The organism is Methylobacterium sp. E-012, from assembly GCF_057836545.1.
On record NZ_JBYQEY010000001.1, the window covers coordinates 4,220,464 to 4,237,107 of the forward strand.

General features: G+C 73.7%; 11 protein-coding genes. 6 read left to right on the forward strand and 5 right to left on the reverse strand.

Translation table 11 applies throughout. The features are described from left to right. Positions 1-161: 161 nt before the first annotated feature. Positions 162-482, reverse strand: coding sequence for a 2Fe-2S iron-sulfur cluster-binding protein (locus AC3IF1_RS20255; RefSeq protein WP_243967776.1), 321 nt, complete (start codon positions 480-482; stop codon positions 162-164). Positions 483-617: 135 nt separating this feature from the next. Beyond that, entirely contained in the window at positions 618-938 is a 321-nt protein-coding gene (locus AC3IF1_RS20260; protein WP_489220426.1) for an Hpt domain-containing protein, read from the reverse strand. Between the two features lie 299 nt (positions 939-1,237). Here AC3IF1_RS20260 and AC3IF1_RS20265 point away from each other — a divergent pair, with 299 nt between their 5' ends. Then, positions 1,238-8,557: an apolipoprotein A-IV repeat region-like domain-containing protein gene (locus tag AC3IF1_RS20265; protein ID WP_489219067.1), complete on the forward strand. Its 7,320-nt coding sequence runs from the start codon at positions 1,238-1,240 to the stop codon at positions 8,555-8,557. A gap of 561 nt (positions 8,558-9,118) precedes the next feature. Here the strand turns inward: AC3IF1_RS20265 and AC3IF1_RS20270 are convergent. Both AC3IF1_RS20270 and AC3IF1_RS20275 read right to left on the reverse strand, forming a co-directional pair. Next, positions 9,119-9,559, reverse strand: coding sequence for a DUF1489 family protein (locus AC3IF1_RS20270; RefSeq protein WP_243967773.1), 441 nt, complete (start codon positions 9,557-9,559; stop codon positions 9,119-9,121). Between the two features lie 143 nt (positions 9,560-9,702). Continuing rightward, positions 9,703-10,677 (reverse strand): hypothetical protein, encoded by a 975-nt coding sequence (locus AC3IF1_RS20275; RefSeq protein ID WP_489219068.1) that lies wholly within the window; start codon positions 10,675-10,677, stop codon positions 9,703-9,705. A gap of 117 nt (positions 10,678-10,794) precedes the next feature. Between AC3IF1_RS20275 and AC3IF1_RS20280 the strand changes: the two genes are divergently transcribed. The 5 genes from AC3IF1_RS20280 (at position 10,795) to AC3IF1_RS20300 (ending at position 15,864) form a co-directional block, all read left to right on the forward strand. Further along, positions 10,795-11,970, forward strand: a complete 1,176-nt coding sequence (locus AC3IF1_RS20280) for an MFS transporter (RefSeq protein ID WP_243967771.1) — start codon at positions 10,795-10,797, stop codon at positions 11,968-11,970. A 65-nt stretch (positions 11,971-12,035) separates the two neighbouring features. After that, positions 12,036-13,172 carry an ABC transporter permease gene (locus AC3IF1_RS20285; RefSeq protein WP_409564796.1) on the forward strand — a complete coding sequence of 379 codons (1,137 nt, stop codon included), beginning with the start codon at positions 12,036-12,038 and terminating at the stop codon, positions 13,170-13,172. Positions 13,173-13,194: 22 nt separating this feature from the next. Next, positions 13,195-13,980, forward strand: a complete 786-nt coding sequence (locus AC3IF1_RS20290) for an ABC transporter ATP-binding protein (RefSeq protein WP_489219069.1) — start codon at positions 13,195-13,197, stop codon at positions 13,978-13,980. Positions 13,981-14,078: 98 nt separating this feature from the next. Further along, positions 14,079-15,161 carry an MlaD family protein gene (locus tag AC3IF1_RS20295; RefSeq protein WP_243967768.1) on the forward strand — a complete coding sequence of 361 codons (1,083 nt, stop codon included), beginning with the start codon at positions 14,079-14,081 and terminating at the stop codon, positions 15,159-15,161. 121 nt (positions 15,162-15,282) lie between these two features. Continuing rightward, entirely contained in the window at positions 15,283-15,864 is a 582-nt protein-coding gene (locus tag AC3IF1_RS20300) for an ABC-type transport auxiliary lipoprotein family protein (RefSeq protein ID WP_489219070.1), read from the forward strand. Between the two features lie 282 nt (positions 15,865-16,146). On the opposite strand, the gene AC3IF1_RS20305 is transcribed toward AC3IF1_RS20300, so the two are convergent. After that, complete coding sequence (locus AC3IF1_RS20305) at positions 16,147-16,638, reverse strand: GNAT family N-acetyltransferase (RefSeq protein WP_489219071.1); 492 nt, start codon at positions 16,636-16,638, stop codon at positions 16,147-16,149. Positions 16,639-16,644 lie beyond the last annotated feature (6 nt).

Genomic DNA, 16,644 nt, shown 5'->3' on the forward strand with positions numbered 1-16,644 from the left:
CGTCGCGGCGCTGAGCGCCCGCTCCCGCCGCCTTTGCGAGCACAGCGAACCCGCCCAGCGGTACCATGCCGGCCGACGTCACGCTGCCCTGGGTCGCTTCGCTGCGCGCGCGATGGCGGGTTAGAGACAGGCCGGCGGAACCGACCGGAACCGAAGCCGGATCAGCCCTGCTGGGACGGCGTCGTCACCACGAGCCCGTCCAGTGCCGGGGTGATCTTGATCTGGCAGGACAGGCGGGAATTGTCGCGCACGTCGCTGGCGAAATCGAGCATGTCCTGCTCCATGTCCTGGGCCTTGCCGACCACCTCGATCCACGCGTCGCCGACGTAGACGTGGCAGGTCGCGCAGGCGCAGGCGCCGCCGCATTCCGCGTCGATGCCCGGCACGTTGTTGCGCAGAGCCGTCTCCATCACGGTCGCGCCGACACTGCCTTCGACGGTCCTCTCCGTCCCGGCGTGGTCGACGTAGGTGATCTTGGGCATGCTGGGGGCTCCGGGCTCGCGTCGGGCGCATTCAGTCCAACGGGCGGCGTGACTGCTTGGCGGCTGAAACTTCGGAATGCAAGCGCGGCAATTGACGCCGATCCCGGTTCGATCGCCGCATCGCGGCCGGGCCCGTCAGGGGTGCCAGACGGCGACCGCGGCGAGCGCCGCCGCGACCGCGTCCGCGAGGTCGTCGAGGGGCACCGGCCCGCCGCCGTCCCGCAGGCGCGTCTCCGCGGCATCCGCCAGCGCGTGAATCCGCGTGGCGCCGACCCCCGCGGCCGAGCCATTCAGGGTATGGGCGAGGTCGGCGCGCTCACCCCGCGGGAGGGCCGGGTCGGTGAGCCGCGGCAGGATCGACCGGCACTGGCCGGCAAACAGCATCAGAACCTCGCGGGCGAGGTCGGCATCGCCGCCGGTCTGGGCGTCGAGCGCCGCGCGGTCGATCGGCGGCATGATCGGCGGCATGCCGGGGCTCCCGGACTCGGTGTTCTTCGGGGATTGCGGGTCTGATCCACACAATTCACCCCCCGATTCGCCGGCTGGGGATCGCGCCGGACCCCTCCCGTGCGGCAGGATGCGGAGGCGGTGAGCGGCAGGGTCGGTAACCATTCGGTTAACGTTTTCTGGGGCCGGCCGGAGGCTCGGGTATCGGCAATCGCTGCCCAGGTCTAATCTTGTAATGGTAAACGGGGCGTTGCGTCTCCGGCATCCGCCTCCCCAGGTGCCGGTGATCCCGTGTGACGAGGCGTTGAATGGCGACCGAGAAGAAGCTGAAGGATCCGGCCGAGGCCGCGCTCTCTGCGATCGAGCAGGCGCTGAACCTCGACGCCCTGACGCCGACCGGCCCCGAGGGTCGCGCCGAGCCGCGCCTGCCCGATGTCGGTGACGCCGATCCGCTGCTCGACGGGAGCCTCGACCCGGTCGGGCGGACCATGCCGCCGCGCCTCGACCTCGACCCGCCGCTCGCCTCCGACCTGCCCCCGCCCGGCCTGGAGCGCCCGCGCCGCGAGGGCGGCCTCCTGCCCCCCGACCGCTCGCTCGTGGCCAACGACGACCGGCGCAACATCGGCATCCTGCAGCAGACCCTCCGGGTCCGCTCCTCGCCGAAGCCCTACCTGTTCGCGCTGGCCGCCGGCCTCGCCTGGATCGGCGCCCTCGTGCTGATCGCCTGGACGAAGTCCGAGGGCGACCTGCGCGGCGTCGTCGCGGGGCTCTCGGCCCTCCAGGCGAGCGTCGCCGCCGCGGCCCTGTTCGGCCCGGTGGTGCTGTTCGTCATCGCCGCCATGCTGGCGGTGCGCGCCCAGGAGATGCGCCTCGTCGCCCGCGCGGTCGGCGAGGTCGCGGTGCGGCTGGCCGAGCCCGAGAGCTTCTCCACCGACGCGGTCCTGACCATGTCGCAGACCGTGCGCCGGGAGGTGGCGGCGGTGGGCGACGGCGTCGAGCGGGCGCTCGCCCGGGCCGGCGAGCTGGAGACCCTGGTGCGCGGCGAGATCGCCACGCTGGAACGGGCCTATTCCGACAACGAGATCCGGATCCGCTCCCTCGTCGAGGAGCTGGTGGCCCAGCGCGAGGCCATCGTCACCAATGCCGACCGGGTGCGGACAGCCATCACCGGCTCGCACCAGAGCCTGAGCCAGGAGCTGGAGGGCGCCTCCGACCGGATCGTCTCCGCGGTGAACGGCGCGGGTGAGCGCGTCACCGGGGCCCTGGAGACCCGCGGCGCCGCCATCACCGCCTCCCTGGGCGAGGCCGGCGACCGGGTCGTCGGCCTGATGAACGCCCGCGGCAGCGACCTCATCGACAATCTCACGGCCACCAGCCACGCGGTGCGCGGCAGCCTCCAGGAGGTCGGCGAGAGCCTGACCCGCACGTTCCAGGGCCACGCCGGCGAGGCGACCGGCGCCTTCGAGGCCGCCGGCACCGCCCTGGCGGGCCGTCTGTCCGAGAATGCCGGCACCCTGGCCCGGAGTCTCGATGAGACCGGTGCGCGGGTCGGCGCGGCGCTGGAGCGCCAGGCTGGCGCGGTGCGCGAGAGCTTCGAGCGTTCGGCGACCGGGCTGGAGACCGTGTTCCTGTCGCGCGGATCCGAGCTGACCGACCGCTTCGGCGCGATGGGTGCCGAGATCACGGCGCGCTTCGCCGAGACCGGGACGGCCCTCACGCAGGACATCGCCGGCCGCGGCACGGCGCTGCGGGGCGAGATCGAGAGCGCGGGCCTGGCGGTCGCCGAGACGATCGAGGGGCGCGGGCGCGACGCCCAGGCTGCCCTGGCGCTCGCCGCCAGCGGCGTCGGCGAGACCCTGACGGCCCGGGCCGGCGCGGTTCGCGACGACCTGCTCGGCGCCGCCGAGCGGATCGCCGAGGCCCTCGCCGAGCGGGGCGGCGGCGTCGCCGACCGGATGGACGGCATCGCGGCGCGGCTCGACGAGACCGTGACGGTGCGGGCGGCGGATCTGGAGAACCGCGTCGCCGCGGCGGCCGAGCGCGCCGGAAGCGGCATCGCGCGGCGGACCGACGCGGTCGCGGCCAACCTGGAGGCCGCCTTCTCGGCGCTGGGCCAGGGCTTCGAGACGGGGGCGGCCTCCGCGGTCAAGTCCCTGCGCGGCACGGTCGAGGGCCTGTCCGGCGAGATCGACGGACGCGCGGCCGAGGCGGTCGCGGCGCTCCGGCGCGGCGCCGAGGAGGCCACCACCGCCCTGCACGGGACGACCGAGGCCGCCACCGGCGCGGTCGAGACCCGGACCCTCGAGGCCGTCCGGGCCTTCGAGCATCGGATCGCGGATTCGGCCGCCGCCCTGGCGGCGCGGACCGAGGAGGCGGCCGAGGCGCTCGCCGCCGCCGCCGAGCGGACGGGCACCGCCGCCGAGGCACAGGCCCGCGACGCCGCCACCCGGCTGGCCGCGACCCTGGAGACCCTGCGCACCGCCTCCGCGGAGGTCGCCGGCACCGTCGAGGCCGAGACCGCGTCCCTCATGGCCCGGTTCCTCGAAGCCGCCGATCGCGCCGGGACGGATCTCGGGACCCGCGGCACAGAGGCGGTCTCGGCCGTCCGCGCCGCCCTCGACGATCTCAACCGCGAGCTCTCCGCCCGCACCGGCGACGCCACCGGCAGCCTCGCCGAGGCCGCCCGGGCGATCTCGGACGACCTCGCCGCCCAGATAGGCGCGATGGAATCCACCTTCGGGGAGCACGGCCGGAGCGTCGCGGGCCTGCTGGCCAGCCACGCCGACGAGACCCAGGCCCGGATCAGCGGCACCGGCCGCGACATCGTGCTCGCCGTGGCGAGTCAGGGCGCCCGCATCGCCGACACCCTCAGCCAGACCGGCGCGCGCTTCGCCGAGACCGCCGACGGCCGGGTCCGGGCGATCGACGAGACGCTGGGAAGCCGCCTCGCCACCCTGCAGGAGACCATCGCCCGCGGCGACATCCTGGCCGACCGGATCGGCCGCGACACCGCCGCCCTCGGAGAGACCGTCGGCGCCCGGCTGGAGGAGATGGACCGGCTCATCACCGGCAAGGGCCAGGCCGTGGCCGAGACGATCTCGGCCCGGGCCCGCGAGGCCGGCAGCCTGATCGAGACCCATCTCGGGGGGCTGGAGGAGCGCTCCGCCCAGCGGGCCGCCGAGATCGGCGCGGCCGTCGCGGACCTCGTCAGACACATCGACGGCCAGCTCGGCAGCCGCGCCACCGCGATGGACGAGGCCCTGCGGTCGCGCACCGACGAGATGGCGCGCATCGTGGCCGAGGGCCACCGCGGCCTCGTGGAGATGCTCGATGGGCGCACCTCCGGGCTCGGGCAGGACATCGCCCGGCACACGGGCGAGATCGCCCGCCGGATCGAGGAGAGCGCCGGCCACTTCGATGCCGGCGTGATCGGCCGCCTGCAGGCGATCGCCGACACGCTCGACGAGCGCGCCCGCCTCGTGGACGAGAGCTTCGGCGTCCAGGCCTTCGAGGCGATCCGGCTCATCGAGGCGCGCACCCGCGCGGTGGACGAGGAACTGGCCGGCCGGACCCGCGACCTCGTGGCGATGGTCGCCGACCGGACCGGCGGCCTCGACGGCGCCATGGCCGAGCGCGTCCGCGCTCTCACCGCCACGATCGAGGCGGCCACCACGGGCCTTGAGGCGTCGCTGTCGGGCCGCGCCGAGGCCCTCGTGCGGCTGGTGGACGAGCGCACCGAGAGCGCCGACGCGACGCTGGCCGCCCGCACCGAGGCCGTGCGCGCCGCCTTCGCGGAGCGCGCCGATCTGCTCGGCCGCCTCATCGACGAGCGCATCGCCGCCGTGTCGGGCGAGCTCGACGAGAAGGGCCGGGCGGTGTTCGGGGCGATCGGCGGCCGGATCACCGAACTGGCCCGCCTGCTCGACCGCGGCGGCACGTCGCTGGCCGAACTGATCGACCAGCGCGGCGAGAGCGTCCTGGCCAAGCTCCAGCAGACCATCGCGGATGCCGAGCGCATGCTCGATGCCGGCGAGGGCCGCCTGGGCCACACCCTGTCGAGCCGTACCGCCGACATCAGCGGCCTGCTCGACGACGGCGTGCGCACGGTCCACACCCTGCTCGACGACCGCACCAACCAGATCCGCGTGATGCTGGACGATCACGCCGGCACCCTGGCCGCCACCCTCGACGGCCGCATGGGCCCGATCAACGCGGCGCTGGACGGCCGCGGTCAGGCCCTGGTCGCCGCCCTGGACGGTGCGTTCGGCACCGCGACCGGGGCCCTGGACGACCGGACCCGGCAGCTCGGCAGCCTGTTCGACGAGCGGCTGGGCCACCTCGAGACCCTGGTCGAGGGGCGCGGCAACCGCCTCGCCGACACCCTCGGCGAGCGGGCCCAGTCCCTCAAAACCCTGTTCCAGGAGGCCCAGTCGGCCCTCGACGCCGTGGTAGAGGACGGCGGTGGCCGCTTCACCGCCTCGGTCGACGCGCGCATCCAGTCCCTGCGCAGCGTGCTGGAGGAGGCCCCCGCCGCCGTCTCGGCGCTGGTGGAGACCCGCGAGCGCCAGCTCGCCGCCACCCTCGATTCCCGCACGCAGCGCCTCCAGACCCTGTTCGAGGAGGCCCAGACCGGCCTGCGCGACCTCGTGGACGGGCGTGGCCAGGAGGTCGCCGACGCCATCGCGACCCGGACCGAGGGTCTGCGCACGATCCTCGACACGGCGCCCGGCCAGCTGGCGGACCTGCTGGATAACCGGCTCTCGGACCTCCAGGGCCTGTTCGAGCGGGCGCAGGGCGAGATCGACCGCCTCGTGGAGACCCGCGGCCGCCAGATCGCCGGCACGATCGAGCACCGGACGCAGGCGCTCCAGGCGACCATCGAGAAGGTCAATCCCGCCATCGCCGGCCTGCTGGAGACCCGCGAGGGCCAGCTCGCCGAGCTCCTCAAGGAGCGGACCGGCGAATTGCAGCTCTTGTTCGAGCGGGTGCAGGGCCGCCTCGGCGCGATCGTCGAGGGGACCGGCCGCGACGTGTCCGAGCGGGTGGATACGCGGATCGAGGCCCTGCGGACGACCTTCGAGGAGGCGCGCGCGGCGATCGAGGGGCTGCTCGACGAGCGCAGCCGGACCCTGATCGACGCCGCCCAGGGCCGCACCGGCGCACTGGTCGAGGTGTTCGACACCCGGTTGCGCGACCTCGACGGGGTCGTGGAGGGCCGCGCGGCGGCCCTGGCGCAGGCCGTGGAGGCGCACAGCGAGGCCCTGGCCCGCGGTGTCGATGCCCGCGCCGACGCCTTCACCCAGCGGATCGACAGCCGCATGCGGCTGTTCGCGACCCTGGTGGCGCAGCGCGCCGACACGCTGGCCAACGCCTTCGACGACCGCCACGAGGCCTTCGCGGGCCTGATCGACGAGCGCACCGCGACTCTCGTGGCAGCCCTCGACGAGCGGGCGCGGGCCCATGCCGAGCAGGTCGACGCCCACAACGCGGCGCTGGCCGAGACGCTGAGCCGCCGCGAGGCGACCCTGGCGGGCCTGATCGACGACCGCACGGAGGCCCTCGGGGCCGGATTCGAGCGGCGGATCAACGCCCTGGGCACCCTCGTGGACGCCCGCGGCGAGGCCCTGTCCCGCCGCCTCGCCGAGAGCGCCGAGGTCCTGGTGCGCGCCATCGAGGAGCGGGGCGGTGCCCTCCTCGCCGGCCTCGACGACAGCGGACGCGCGGTCGGCGACACCCTGGAGGGGCATGTCGAGCGCCTGCGGGCCGCCATCGACGGGCCGATGCTCGACCTGTCCCATGCCCTGGCCGATCGGGCCGACGCCATTGAGCGGGCCCTCGCCGAGACCGGCCTGCCCCTGGCCGAGAGCCTGCGGGAGCGGACCGAGGAGCTGGCCGTGCAGTCGCGGGCCTCGGCCGAGCTGCTGCGCGCCGCCGTCGAGGACGGGGCGGGCCGCACCCTGTCGGAGCTGTTCGAGACCAACGACCGGATGGGCCGGGAACTCGGCACCCTGCTCCAGCGGATCGAGACCGCCAACGCGGCGCTCGGCGAGCTGGTCGCCGGGGCCGACACGAATCTCGGCGCGGTCGAGCGGAGCCTCGCGGACCGGATCGAGCAGGTTCAGGGGGCGCTGCAGCGCATCGCCGCCGAGACCGGAAGAGCCAGCGCGGGTGTCTCCGCGCAGGTCGAGGCCCTGCGCGGCGCCGCCGACGGGGCCCTGAGCGAGGCGTCCCGCCTGGCCGAGACCCTCGACGACCGGGGCCGCTCGCTCGGGGAGCAGACCGTCACCCATGTGGCCACCCTCGACCGGGCGGCGGCCTCGCTCGCCGCCATCGAGGAACGGCTGGGTTCGGCCCTGTCGGGCCGCGAGACGGCGCTCACGGAGGCGCTGGCCACCTTCGAGGCCCGCGCCGCCGCCCTGGAGCAGAACGGCAACGCCCTGGCGCAGACGATCGAGCGCACGCTGCGCGCCGCCGAGGAGCGCGCCCGCAGCGTGGGCGAGACCCTGACCCGGACGGCGCAGGGCGCCGGCGCCTCGGTGACGAGCGCCTTCGCCGACCTGAAGGACAGCGCCAGCGCCGAGGGCGAGAAGGCCGCCCACGGCGTGCGGCAGGCCATCGAGGAGGCGTCCCGGGAGATGCGCAGCGGCTTCCAGGAGGCCCAGGCCAGCTTCGGCGACTCCTTCTCGGCGCTGCGCGAGATGGCGGGCTCGATCCGCGGCGAACTCGACGCGACCCGCGCCGAACTCGCCAAGGGCGTGCTCGACCTGCCCCGCGAGACGCAGGACGCCACGGGCGAGATGCGCCGGGTGGTGGCGGACCAGATCAAGGCGCTCAACGAGCTCTCGACCCTGGTCTCCCGCTCCGGCCGCTCCGTGGACGTCGCCCAGCCGCAGGCCCAGCGGCGGGTCGCCGAGGGCGGCGGCCGGGCCGCCGCGGTGCCTGCGGCCGCCCAGGCCGCGACCCAGGCCGCGATCCAGGCTCCTGCACCGGCCCCGTCCTTCGCGTCGGCACCCCCCGCCATGCCGCCCCTGACGCTGCCGGCGCCCCCGGCGCGGTCGCGGCCCGCGGCGGCCGGTCAGGCGGCCCGGATCGAGGCACCGCGCACGGCCGCCCCGGCCCGCCCCGCCGGCCCTGCGCAGGCCGGGGACAAGCGGGGCTGGCTGTCCGACCTGCTGACCCGCGCCTCGCTGGACGACGATCAGGAGGCCGAACCGGGCGCCGAGGCGCTGGCCGCCGCCGCGCCGTCGGGACGGCGGACCCCGGTGGCCGCCGCCGAGACCGGGCGGATCGCCCTCGACACGATCTCGACCGACATCGCCAAGATGATCGAGCACCGGACCGCCGTCGACCTGTGGGAGCGCTACCGGCGCGGCGAGCCGAACCTGTTCGATCCGCGGATCTACACGCCCCAGGGCCGGACGACCTTCACGGAGATCCAGCGCCGCTACCGGGCGGATGCGGAGTTCCGCCGGAGCGTCGACCGCTACGTCAGCGAGTTCGAGCGCCTGCTCGGCGACGTGGTCAAGAACGACAGCGACGCCAAGCGGACCGACGCCTATCTCACCTCCGAGACCGGCAAGGTCTACACGATGCTGGCCCATGCCAGCGGGCGCTTCGACGGGGCGTAGCGTGCTGTCCGCCGCAGTGGATGCCGGTTCGGCTTAGGAGAGCCCGTTCGAACAAGGAGCCAGAGCCGGTCCCCTTCGCAGCGCGACCGGGACCGGCTCTGGAAGCAGCCCTTTCAAGGTGTTTGGGCTGGGTGCATGGATCACGATCCATGGCTGTAACATCGTGAAAAAGCCGCGTGTTTCCCCTCCGCCTTTCGGGTTTGCGGCTTCACGGATCGAGCCGGGCTACTTGGGCACAGGACGGGGCGCGGGTCCCTTCTGCCGTGCGGGCTACGATGTTCACCGCGTTTCCCTCCCCCCTCTGCGGGGGAGGGAGGGTGTGTGGCAACGCCGGACCGGCACACCCGTCGACCGGGCGATGATACCGAACGCGAAGCGTGAATTCGCTGGTCCGCACAGGAGAGGGGGCCTGTCGCGACTTCCCGAGCCAATGTGTGGACATCGTAGCGATGGTGAGGGGGATCCCGCGCCTGGTCGGTGTCCCGGCACCTCCGGACACATCTTGAAAGGGCCGGGTTCTGTGACGCGTCCCGCCGGCCTGCCCCGGGACGGGCGGCGCCGTCACAGCAGGCCGAGGCCGACCAGCTCCCGCCGCAGGGCTTCGGGCATCTCGGCGAGGTCGCCCGCCGCCGCCGCGCCGAGGTCGGCCGGCGCATCGTGGGCCGTGAGGTAGCGCCAGCCCTGGAATGGGCGGCAGGGCCGGGGGGCCACCGGGACGAGGCTTGGATCGAAGACCAGGCGGCAGCGCGGGATGCCGTCCTCGCCCGTCACCGGCTCGATCGCGGTGATCGCCTGCCGGCAGGAGAGGGTCCCGCGGATCACCCAGTAGATCGAGCCCTGGCCGCTGATCTCGCGGTGCCGCTTGGGCAGGGTCCGGGTGACGTGGGACGGCGCGGCCGCCCGCCCCTCCCGGAGCGCCTCGGCCAGGACCCGGGCCTGCCGCGCTTCGAGATCGGCGATCGAGGCGGGGCCGACGCAGAGCTTGATCAGGTGCAGGGCCACGGGCGCGCGGTCTCGGTTGTCTCGGCGGGGGCCCCTGATAGAGCATGATCGGGCAAAGGGGGACCGGGTCTTCCGGACCACCTGCGCGCCGGCGGATGCCCCATCCGGGGCGCCGCCGGTCCGTTCACGATGCGGCGCGCCGGTCAGGCGAACAGGGCGAGCCGCTGCTCCGGCGACAGGGCGTCGATCTCGGCCAGGCTCAGCGCCGCCTCCCCCTGCCCTGCCTCCGTCTGCATCCCGCCCGGCGCGGGGGCGGCCGCGACGATCCCGGCCCAGTCGAGTTCGGGCATTTCCCGGGCCGGCTCGCTGTCCGCGTCGGCCCCGATCTGGGCGCCGTCCGAGACCGGCAGGAACACGAGATCCTCGTGCAGCGCTGGGCTCCCCGGCCGGGCCACGAGGGCGGCCGCCGTCACCGCCGGGACCTCCATGCTGATGTAGCGATCGATGTCGCTCTGGCAGAGATCGCCCGCCTCGGCCTCCCCGGCGCCGGCCCGCGCGCCTGTCCCGGCGCCGGGCGGGGACGGCACCCGCGCGGCCCTGTCGCCCCAGATCGCGATCATCGCCGACAGGCGGTCTTCGAGGTAGCGCAGGGTGTAGACGATCCGGGCGGTGCGCTGCGCCGTGAGGTCCTGGAACGAGCAGGCCGTGTAGATCGCGGTCGCGTGCAGATCGAGGGCGTCGCAGGCCGCCGCATCGGCGCCCCGCTCGCGCAGCGTCCAGGCGGATTCCTGGATCGCCTCGGCCGAGCCGAGGATGTCCGACGTCGCCCGCTCGGTCTCGCGCACGATCCCGTCGAGGGCCAGCGACGCCTGCGTCAGACGGGTCTGCTGGCGGTCCGCGGCGCTGATCGCCGCGATCTCGCTCTTGGTCCGGCTGATCGCTTCGGCCATCTCGACGAGGTTGCCGCGCATCTGTCCGAATGCCTCGTGGCCGCGGTCGGCGACGACGTTCCGCTCCAGACGGGCGATCGCCCCGAGCAGCGTCTCGGTCTCGGCCCCCCGGTTCCGGCGGGCATGCTCGGCCAGGAACCAGCGCCCGCGCTCGGAGGCGGCGATCGTCGCCGCGATGGCGTCGTACTCGGCCGGCGCGTTCGGGCTCGGGGTGGCGGGACCGGACATGAGCTTCCCTGAACGCCCGCGGCGAGCGCGACACCGCGGCAATTTGACAGGATCCGTTTAACGGGCACTTACGGGGCGGCCCGCCGCCGGGCCTCCCCGAAAGCCCCCGAGCCCGTCTTGCCCCGCCCGTCCGGCCCGGCGCGCCTGTCGCTGCTCTACGCCGTGGTCTTCACCGAGATCGGCATCGCCATGCCGTTCATGCCGGTCTGGCTCGACGCCCTCGGGCTCGATGCCGGGGTGATCGGCGTGCTGCTGGCGCTGCCGATCGCCACCCGGATCGCCGCGACCGCGCCGCTGATGAGCCTGCTCGACCGCGGGCTCGGGCCCCGCCGGATGATCCTGCTCGGCAGCCTCGCGCTCAGCCTGACCTACGCGCTGATGCCGACCGCCGCGGCGATCGCCTGGCCCTGGCTCGCCGCGCTGATCGTGCTCAACGCGGTCGCCGGCGCACCGCTCGTGCCCTGCATCGACTACCTGACGCTCGCGGCCGTGCGCCGGGACGCCCGCCTCGCCTATTCCCGGATCCGGATGGCGGGCTCCGTCGCCTTCCTGCTGGCGAACCTCGCCGGCGGGCTCCTGCTCTCGGCGCTGGGCGGCCGGCTGGCGGTGCCGCTGCTGCTCACCGGCCTCGCCCTCGGGGCGGCCCTGGTGGCGTGGCGCAGCCGCGCGGTGGCGGCCCTGCCGCAGCCCGCCGCCGGCGCCGGACGGCCGCGCCTGCCGCCGATCCTGTGGCTCTGCATCGGCGCCGCCGCGGCGATCCAGGCGAGCCACGGCGCGATCTACGGGTTCGGCAGCATCTACTGGATTGATCGCGGCATCCCGGCGGCCTGGGTCGGATCGCTCTGGGCGACCGGGGTGCTGGCCGAGATCGCGCTGTTCGCCGCCCTGCCCGCCCTGCCGGCGGCGTGGCGCAGCCCGGTGCGGCTCCTGGCCCTCGGCGGGGGGGCCGCCATCCTGCGGGCGATCGGGATGTTCCTGCTCGGCGACCGCCTGGCCGCCCTGGTGCCGCTGCAGGCCCTCCACGGCCTGACCTTCGGGGCGACGCAGCTCGGCGCCATGGCGGCGGTCTCGGCCTACGCCCCGGAGGGCGCCCGCGGGCGCGCGCAGGGCACGCTCAGCGCGGTCAATGCCGGTATCTCCGTGGTCGCCACCCTGGTGAGCGGCCTCGCCTACCGGGCCGGCGGCCCCCTCGCCTTCCTGCTGATGGCGCCGCTGGCCGCCGCCGGCCTCGGGCTCGCCCTCGCCGCCCGCCCTGCGGCAGGGGTGAGGGCGGACACGGATCGTCAACCGTAATGTCGACATAACCGCCCGGCAGGGTGGTGCCTCGATCGAGGAGTGAAGTCTTGCTGAGCGAGGGCATTGTTCCCGCCGCCTTGGCGGGCGCATCGGTGCGGGACCGGACGTCGGACGGCCGGCTGGCGCTCGACGGCCGCTGGACCGCCGACCAGGCGCCCGCCGTCGAGGCCGCGGCCGCGCGCATCGCGGCGGCCGGCCGGGCCGGGCCTGTGGCCCTCGACCTGGCGGGGATCGAGCGCCTCGACACCCTGGGCGCCTGGGTCCTGGAGCGCACCCGCGCCGAGATCGAGCGGGCCGGGGGCGGCCTCACCTATCTCGGCGTGCGGTCCGAGCACCGCACCCTGCTGGGCGAGGTCCGCCTGCGCGAGCCCGAGGCGCCGCCGCCGCGGCGCCACGGCCGGATCGTGGGATGGCTCGATGCCACCGGGCGCCGGACCGTGCGCGGGGGGCAGGAATTCGTCACCGCCCTCGCCTTCCTGGGCGAGCTGATCGCCGCCTGCGGCCGCGTCGCCCTGCGGCCCGGCACCTTCCGGGGCACGGCCCTGGTCAACCAGATCGAGCAGGTGGCCCTCAACGGCACGCCGATCATCGTGCTGATCTCGTTCCTGGTGGGCGGCATCGTCGCCCAGCAGGGCATCTTCCAGCTCCAGCGCTTCGGCGCCCAGACCTTCGTGGTCAACCTGATCGGCCTGCTGATCCTGCGCGAACTCGGCGTGCTCCTGACCTCGATCATGGTGGCCGGCCGCTCGGGCTCGGCGATCACCGCCGAGATCGGCTCCATGCGCATGCGCGAGGAGGTCGATGCGCTGCGCGTCATGGGCCTCGACCCGGTCGAGATCCTGATCGTGCCCCGGGTGCTGGCCCTGATGATCGGCCTGCCGATGCTGACGCTGATCGGCGACATCGCGGCGCTCGCCGGCGGCGGCCTCACCGCGATGCTCTACGGCGGGCTGACCCTCGACCAGTTCCTGGCCCGGCTCCAGGCGGCGGTGGGCATCCACCACGTGATGGTCGGCCTGATCAAGGCGCCGTTCATGGCGCTGACCATCGGCATCATCGCGACCATCGAGGGCTTCGCCGTGGAGGGCTCGGCCGAGTCGCTGGGACGCCACGTCACCGCCTCGGTCGTGAAGGCCATCTTCATGGTCATCGTCCTCGATGGCCTGTTCGCGGTGTTCTTCGCCGCGATCGATTTCTGAGGCCGCCCCGATGGATGCCTCGATGACCGCCCCCGCCCCGATCATCCGCGTGCGCGACCTCGTGGTCGGCTTCCGCGACCGCGACATCCTCAAAGGCCTGAACCTCGACATCCGGGCCGGGGAGATCCTGGGCTTCGTCGGCCCCTCCGGCCAGGGCAAGTCGGTGCTGACCCGGACGATCCTGGGCCTCAACCCGAAGCGGGCCGGCACGATCGAGGTGTTCGGCCGGGACGTGGACGACCTGACCTACGCCGAGCGGCGGCGGATGGAGCAGCGCTGGGGCGTTCTGTTCCAGCAGGGTGCCCTGTTCTCGTCGCTCACCGTCAAGCAGAACATCCAGGTGCCGATGCGCGAGCACCTGAACCTGTCCGAGCGCCTGCTCGACGAGTTCGCCCGCCTCAAGATCGAGATGGTCGGCCTGAAGCCCGACGCCGCCGACAAGCTGCCCTCGGAACTGTCGGGCGGCATGATCAAGCGCGCGGCTCTGGCCCGCTCCCTGGCGCTCGACCCCGAGATCCTGTTCCTGGACGAGCCGACCTCGGGCCTCGATCCGATCGGCGCGGGCGAGTTCGACGACCTCGTCTCGACCCTGAAGGAGACGCTGGGGCTCACCGTCTTCATGGTCACCCACGACCTCGACAGCCTCTACACCGCCTGCGACCGCATCGCGGCGCTCGGCGACGGCCAGATCATCGCGGCCGGCACCATCGACGAGATGCTGGCGAGCGACCATCCCTGGCTGCGCGCCTATTTCCACGGCAAGCGCGCCCGGGCCATCGCCACGGGCGGTGCGGCGGTCCATGCCTGACCGCTTCCCCATCCCGATCCCGCCCCGCTCCTGTCCGGGAGTTGAGGCCCGACGCCCGGACGGGTCCCGTCCGCCAGGCAGAAGAACAGGCTGAGCGCATGGAAACCCGCGCGAACTACGCCCTCATCGGGGCCTTCACCATCGCCGTCATCCTGGCGGGCTTCGGCACCGTGCTGTGGCTGTCCGGCGGCTCGTCGCGGCAGGTCAGCCAGACGGTGCGGATCGTCTTCTCCGGCTCGGTCGGGGGACTGTCGCGCGGGTCGAGCGTGAACTTCAACGGCATCAAGGTCGGCGAGGTCACCGATATCCGCCTCGCCCCGCAGGATCCGCGCCGGGTTCTGGCCCAGATCAAGGTCGAGCCCGCGACGCCGCTGCGGGCCGATACCCGCGCCCGCCTCGATTCCGCGATGCTCACCGGCGTCTCGGTGATCTCCCTCTCGGGCGGCAACGCCGATGCGCCGGCGCTGACCCCGATGGCCAACGGCGAGCCGCCGACGATCTTCGCCGATTCCTCCGACATGCAGGACATGATGGCGCTCGCCCGCCAGGTGGCGCAGCGGGCCGACGACATGCTGGCCCGCCTCGACCGGCTGGTCTCGGCCAACGAGGGCGCGATCAACCGCTCGCTTACCAACGTCGAGACCTTCTCCAAGACGCTGGCCGATGCCGGGCCGAACATCTCGGCCCTGGTCAAGGCGGTGGACGGCGCCAAGCTCGGCCACGTGATCGACAACGCCGACCGCTTCTCGGAGGCCCTGTCCAAGGCCAGCCCCGACATCGAGGGGAGCCTGCACGACGCCCGGTCGCTCGCCGCCAAGCTCAACGCCTCGGCCGACAAGATCGACGCGGTGCTCAACGGCGCCCAGGGCTTCCTCGGCTCGGCCTCGGGCCAGGAGGGCTCCAGCACCTTCTCGGAGATCCGCGCCGCCGCGGTCTCGGTGCGCGACGCCGGCAAGGCCTTCCGGGTGATGTCGGAGAACCTCGACAAGCGCACCGCCAGCATCGCGACCAATTTCGGCCGGCTCAGCGGCACCGGCCGCCGGGAGGTGGAGGCCCTGTCCGGGGACGGCCAGCGGACCCTGAGCACCCTCAACCGCACGGTCCGCAGCCTGGAGCGCGACCCGAGCCAGGTGATCTTCGGCGGCAAGCCGTCGTTGCCGGAATACAACGGCGGCCGGTGAAATCACCGGTCGCCGGGCCGATGTGTCCCGTCGCACGGCACGGATGCCGCGGCGGCGTAGTTTTAACCGCATAGCTTATACAGCTCCGCCGTTCGCCGGTGGGGCTTTTCAGGTTGCGTGTATGGTCCGCTCGTCCCACATCGCCGCCGCTGCGCTGCTCGCTGCCCTGCTGGGCGGCTGCGGCGGCGGCGCCGCGCCCCTCACCTTCGACCTGGCGGCCCTGCCCGCAGCCGGGCGGCCGGTCGCGGCCGTCCGCTCGATCGCGGTCTCGGAGCCGGTGGGCATCCAGCCCTTCGAGGCCGACCGGATCATCGTGCGCGAACCCGGCGGCGCCCTCTCCTTCCTGGGCGGCGGCCAATGGGCCGACCGCCTGCCGCGCCTGATCCAGACGCGGATCATTCAGAGCCTGGAGAATTCCGGTCGGCTGCGCTCGGTGAGCCGGCCCGGCGACAAGGTCGTGGCCGATTACCAGCTGATCAGCGAGATCCGCGCCTTCGACGTCCAGGCCGGGACCGGGGAGGCGGTGGTCGACCTGTCGCTAAAGCTCGTGGCCGACGGCACCGGCAAAGTGACCGCCGCCCGGATCTTCACGGCCCGGGTCCCCGTGGCCAAGATCGATGCCGGTACCAGCGCCCACGCCCTCGATCAGGCGCTGATCACCGTGCTGGCCGACGTGGTGCGGTGGGTGAATACGGGGCGGTGAGGCCGCATCGTCCGCAAACGCTCTGGCATCGTCAGACGGTGCGCCTCTGGAAGGATGACGTCCCGTCCACGCCCTCATCCTGAGGTGCCCGCGCCAGCGGGCCTCGAAGGAGGCCTCCAGGGATCGCGCGGCCGGCGGGAGGGCTCCTTCGAGGCCTCCGCTGCGCTCCGGCGCCACAGGATGAGGTGGAGGATTGGACGGGCGGGGCCCTTTCGGACACGCCCTACGATCTGCGGCTGAGCGCCCTCGCCGACGCCGGACCTGTCTCGGCGAAGGCGCGCTCTACCGCAGCGCCTTGGCCAGCACGACGTTGAACGGCCGGAAGCCGCGCCCCTGGAAGAAGCGGAGGGCCTCTTCGTTCCGCGTCCACGCGTCGAGGACAAGGCGATCCACCTGCAGAGCCGTGGTCGCGGCTTCCACCGCGCGCAGGAGCGCGGTCGCCACGCCGGCACGGCGGGCGGGTTCCCGGACCGCGATGCGCTGGATGTAGATGCGCCGGCGCGCCTGCGTGAGCACCGTGGGCGGACGTTCCTGCAACTCGTACCAGGGATAGCTAACCGGCTCGGCGGACTGCTCGGCGATCAGAAGGTCGTTCTCGGGCTTGTCGAGGAGGCTCGCGAAGAAGGCCCGCAACTCGGCCGCATCGACCTCGGCTTTGAAGACGTCCGGCTCCAGCCGCACGTGCAGCGCCTGCACGATAGCGTTCAGCGCGACCAGGACGTGCAAATCTGCCGGCGTGGCGGGACGTACGAAGACCGCCTGCTTACCAGCCATGCCGAT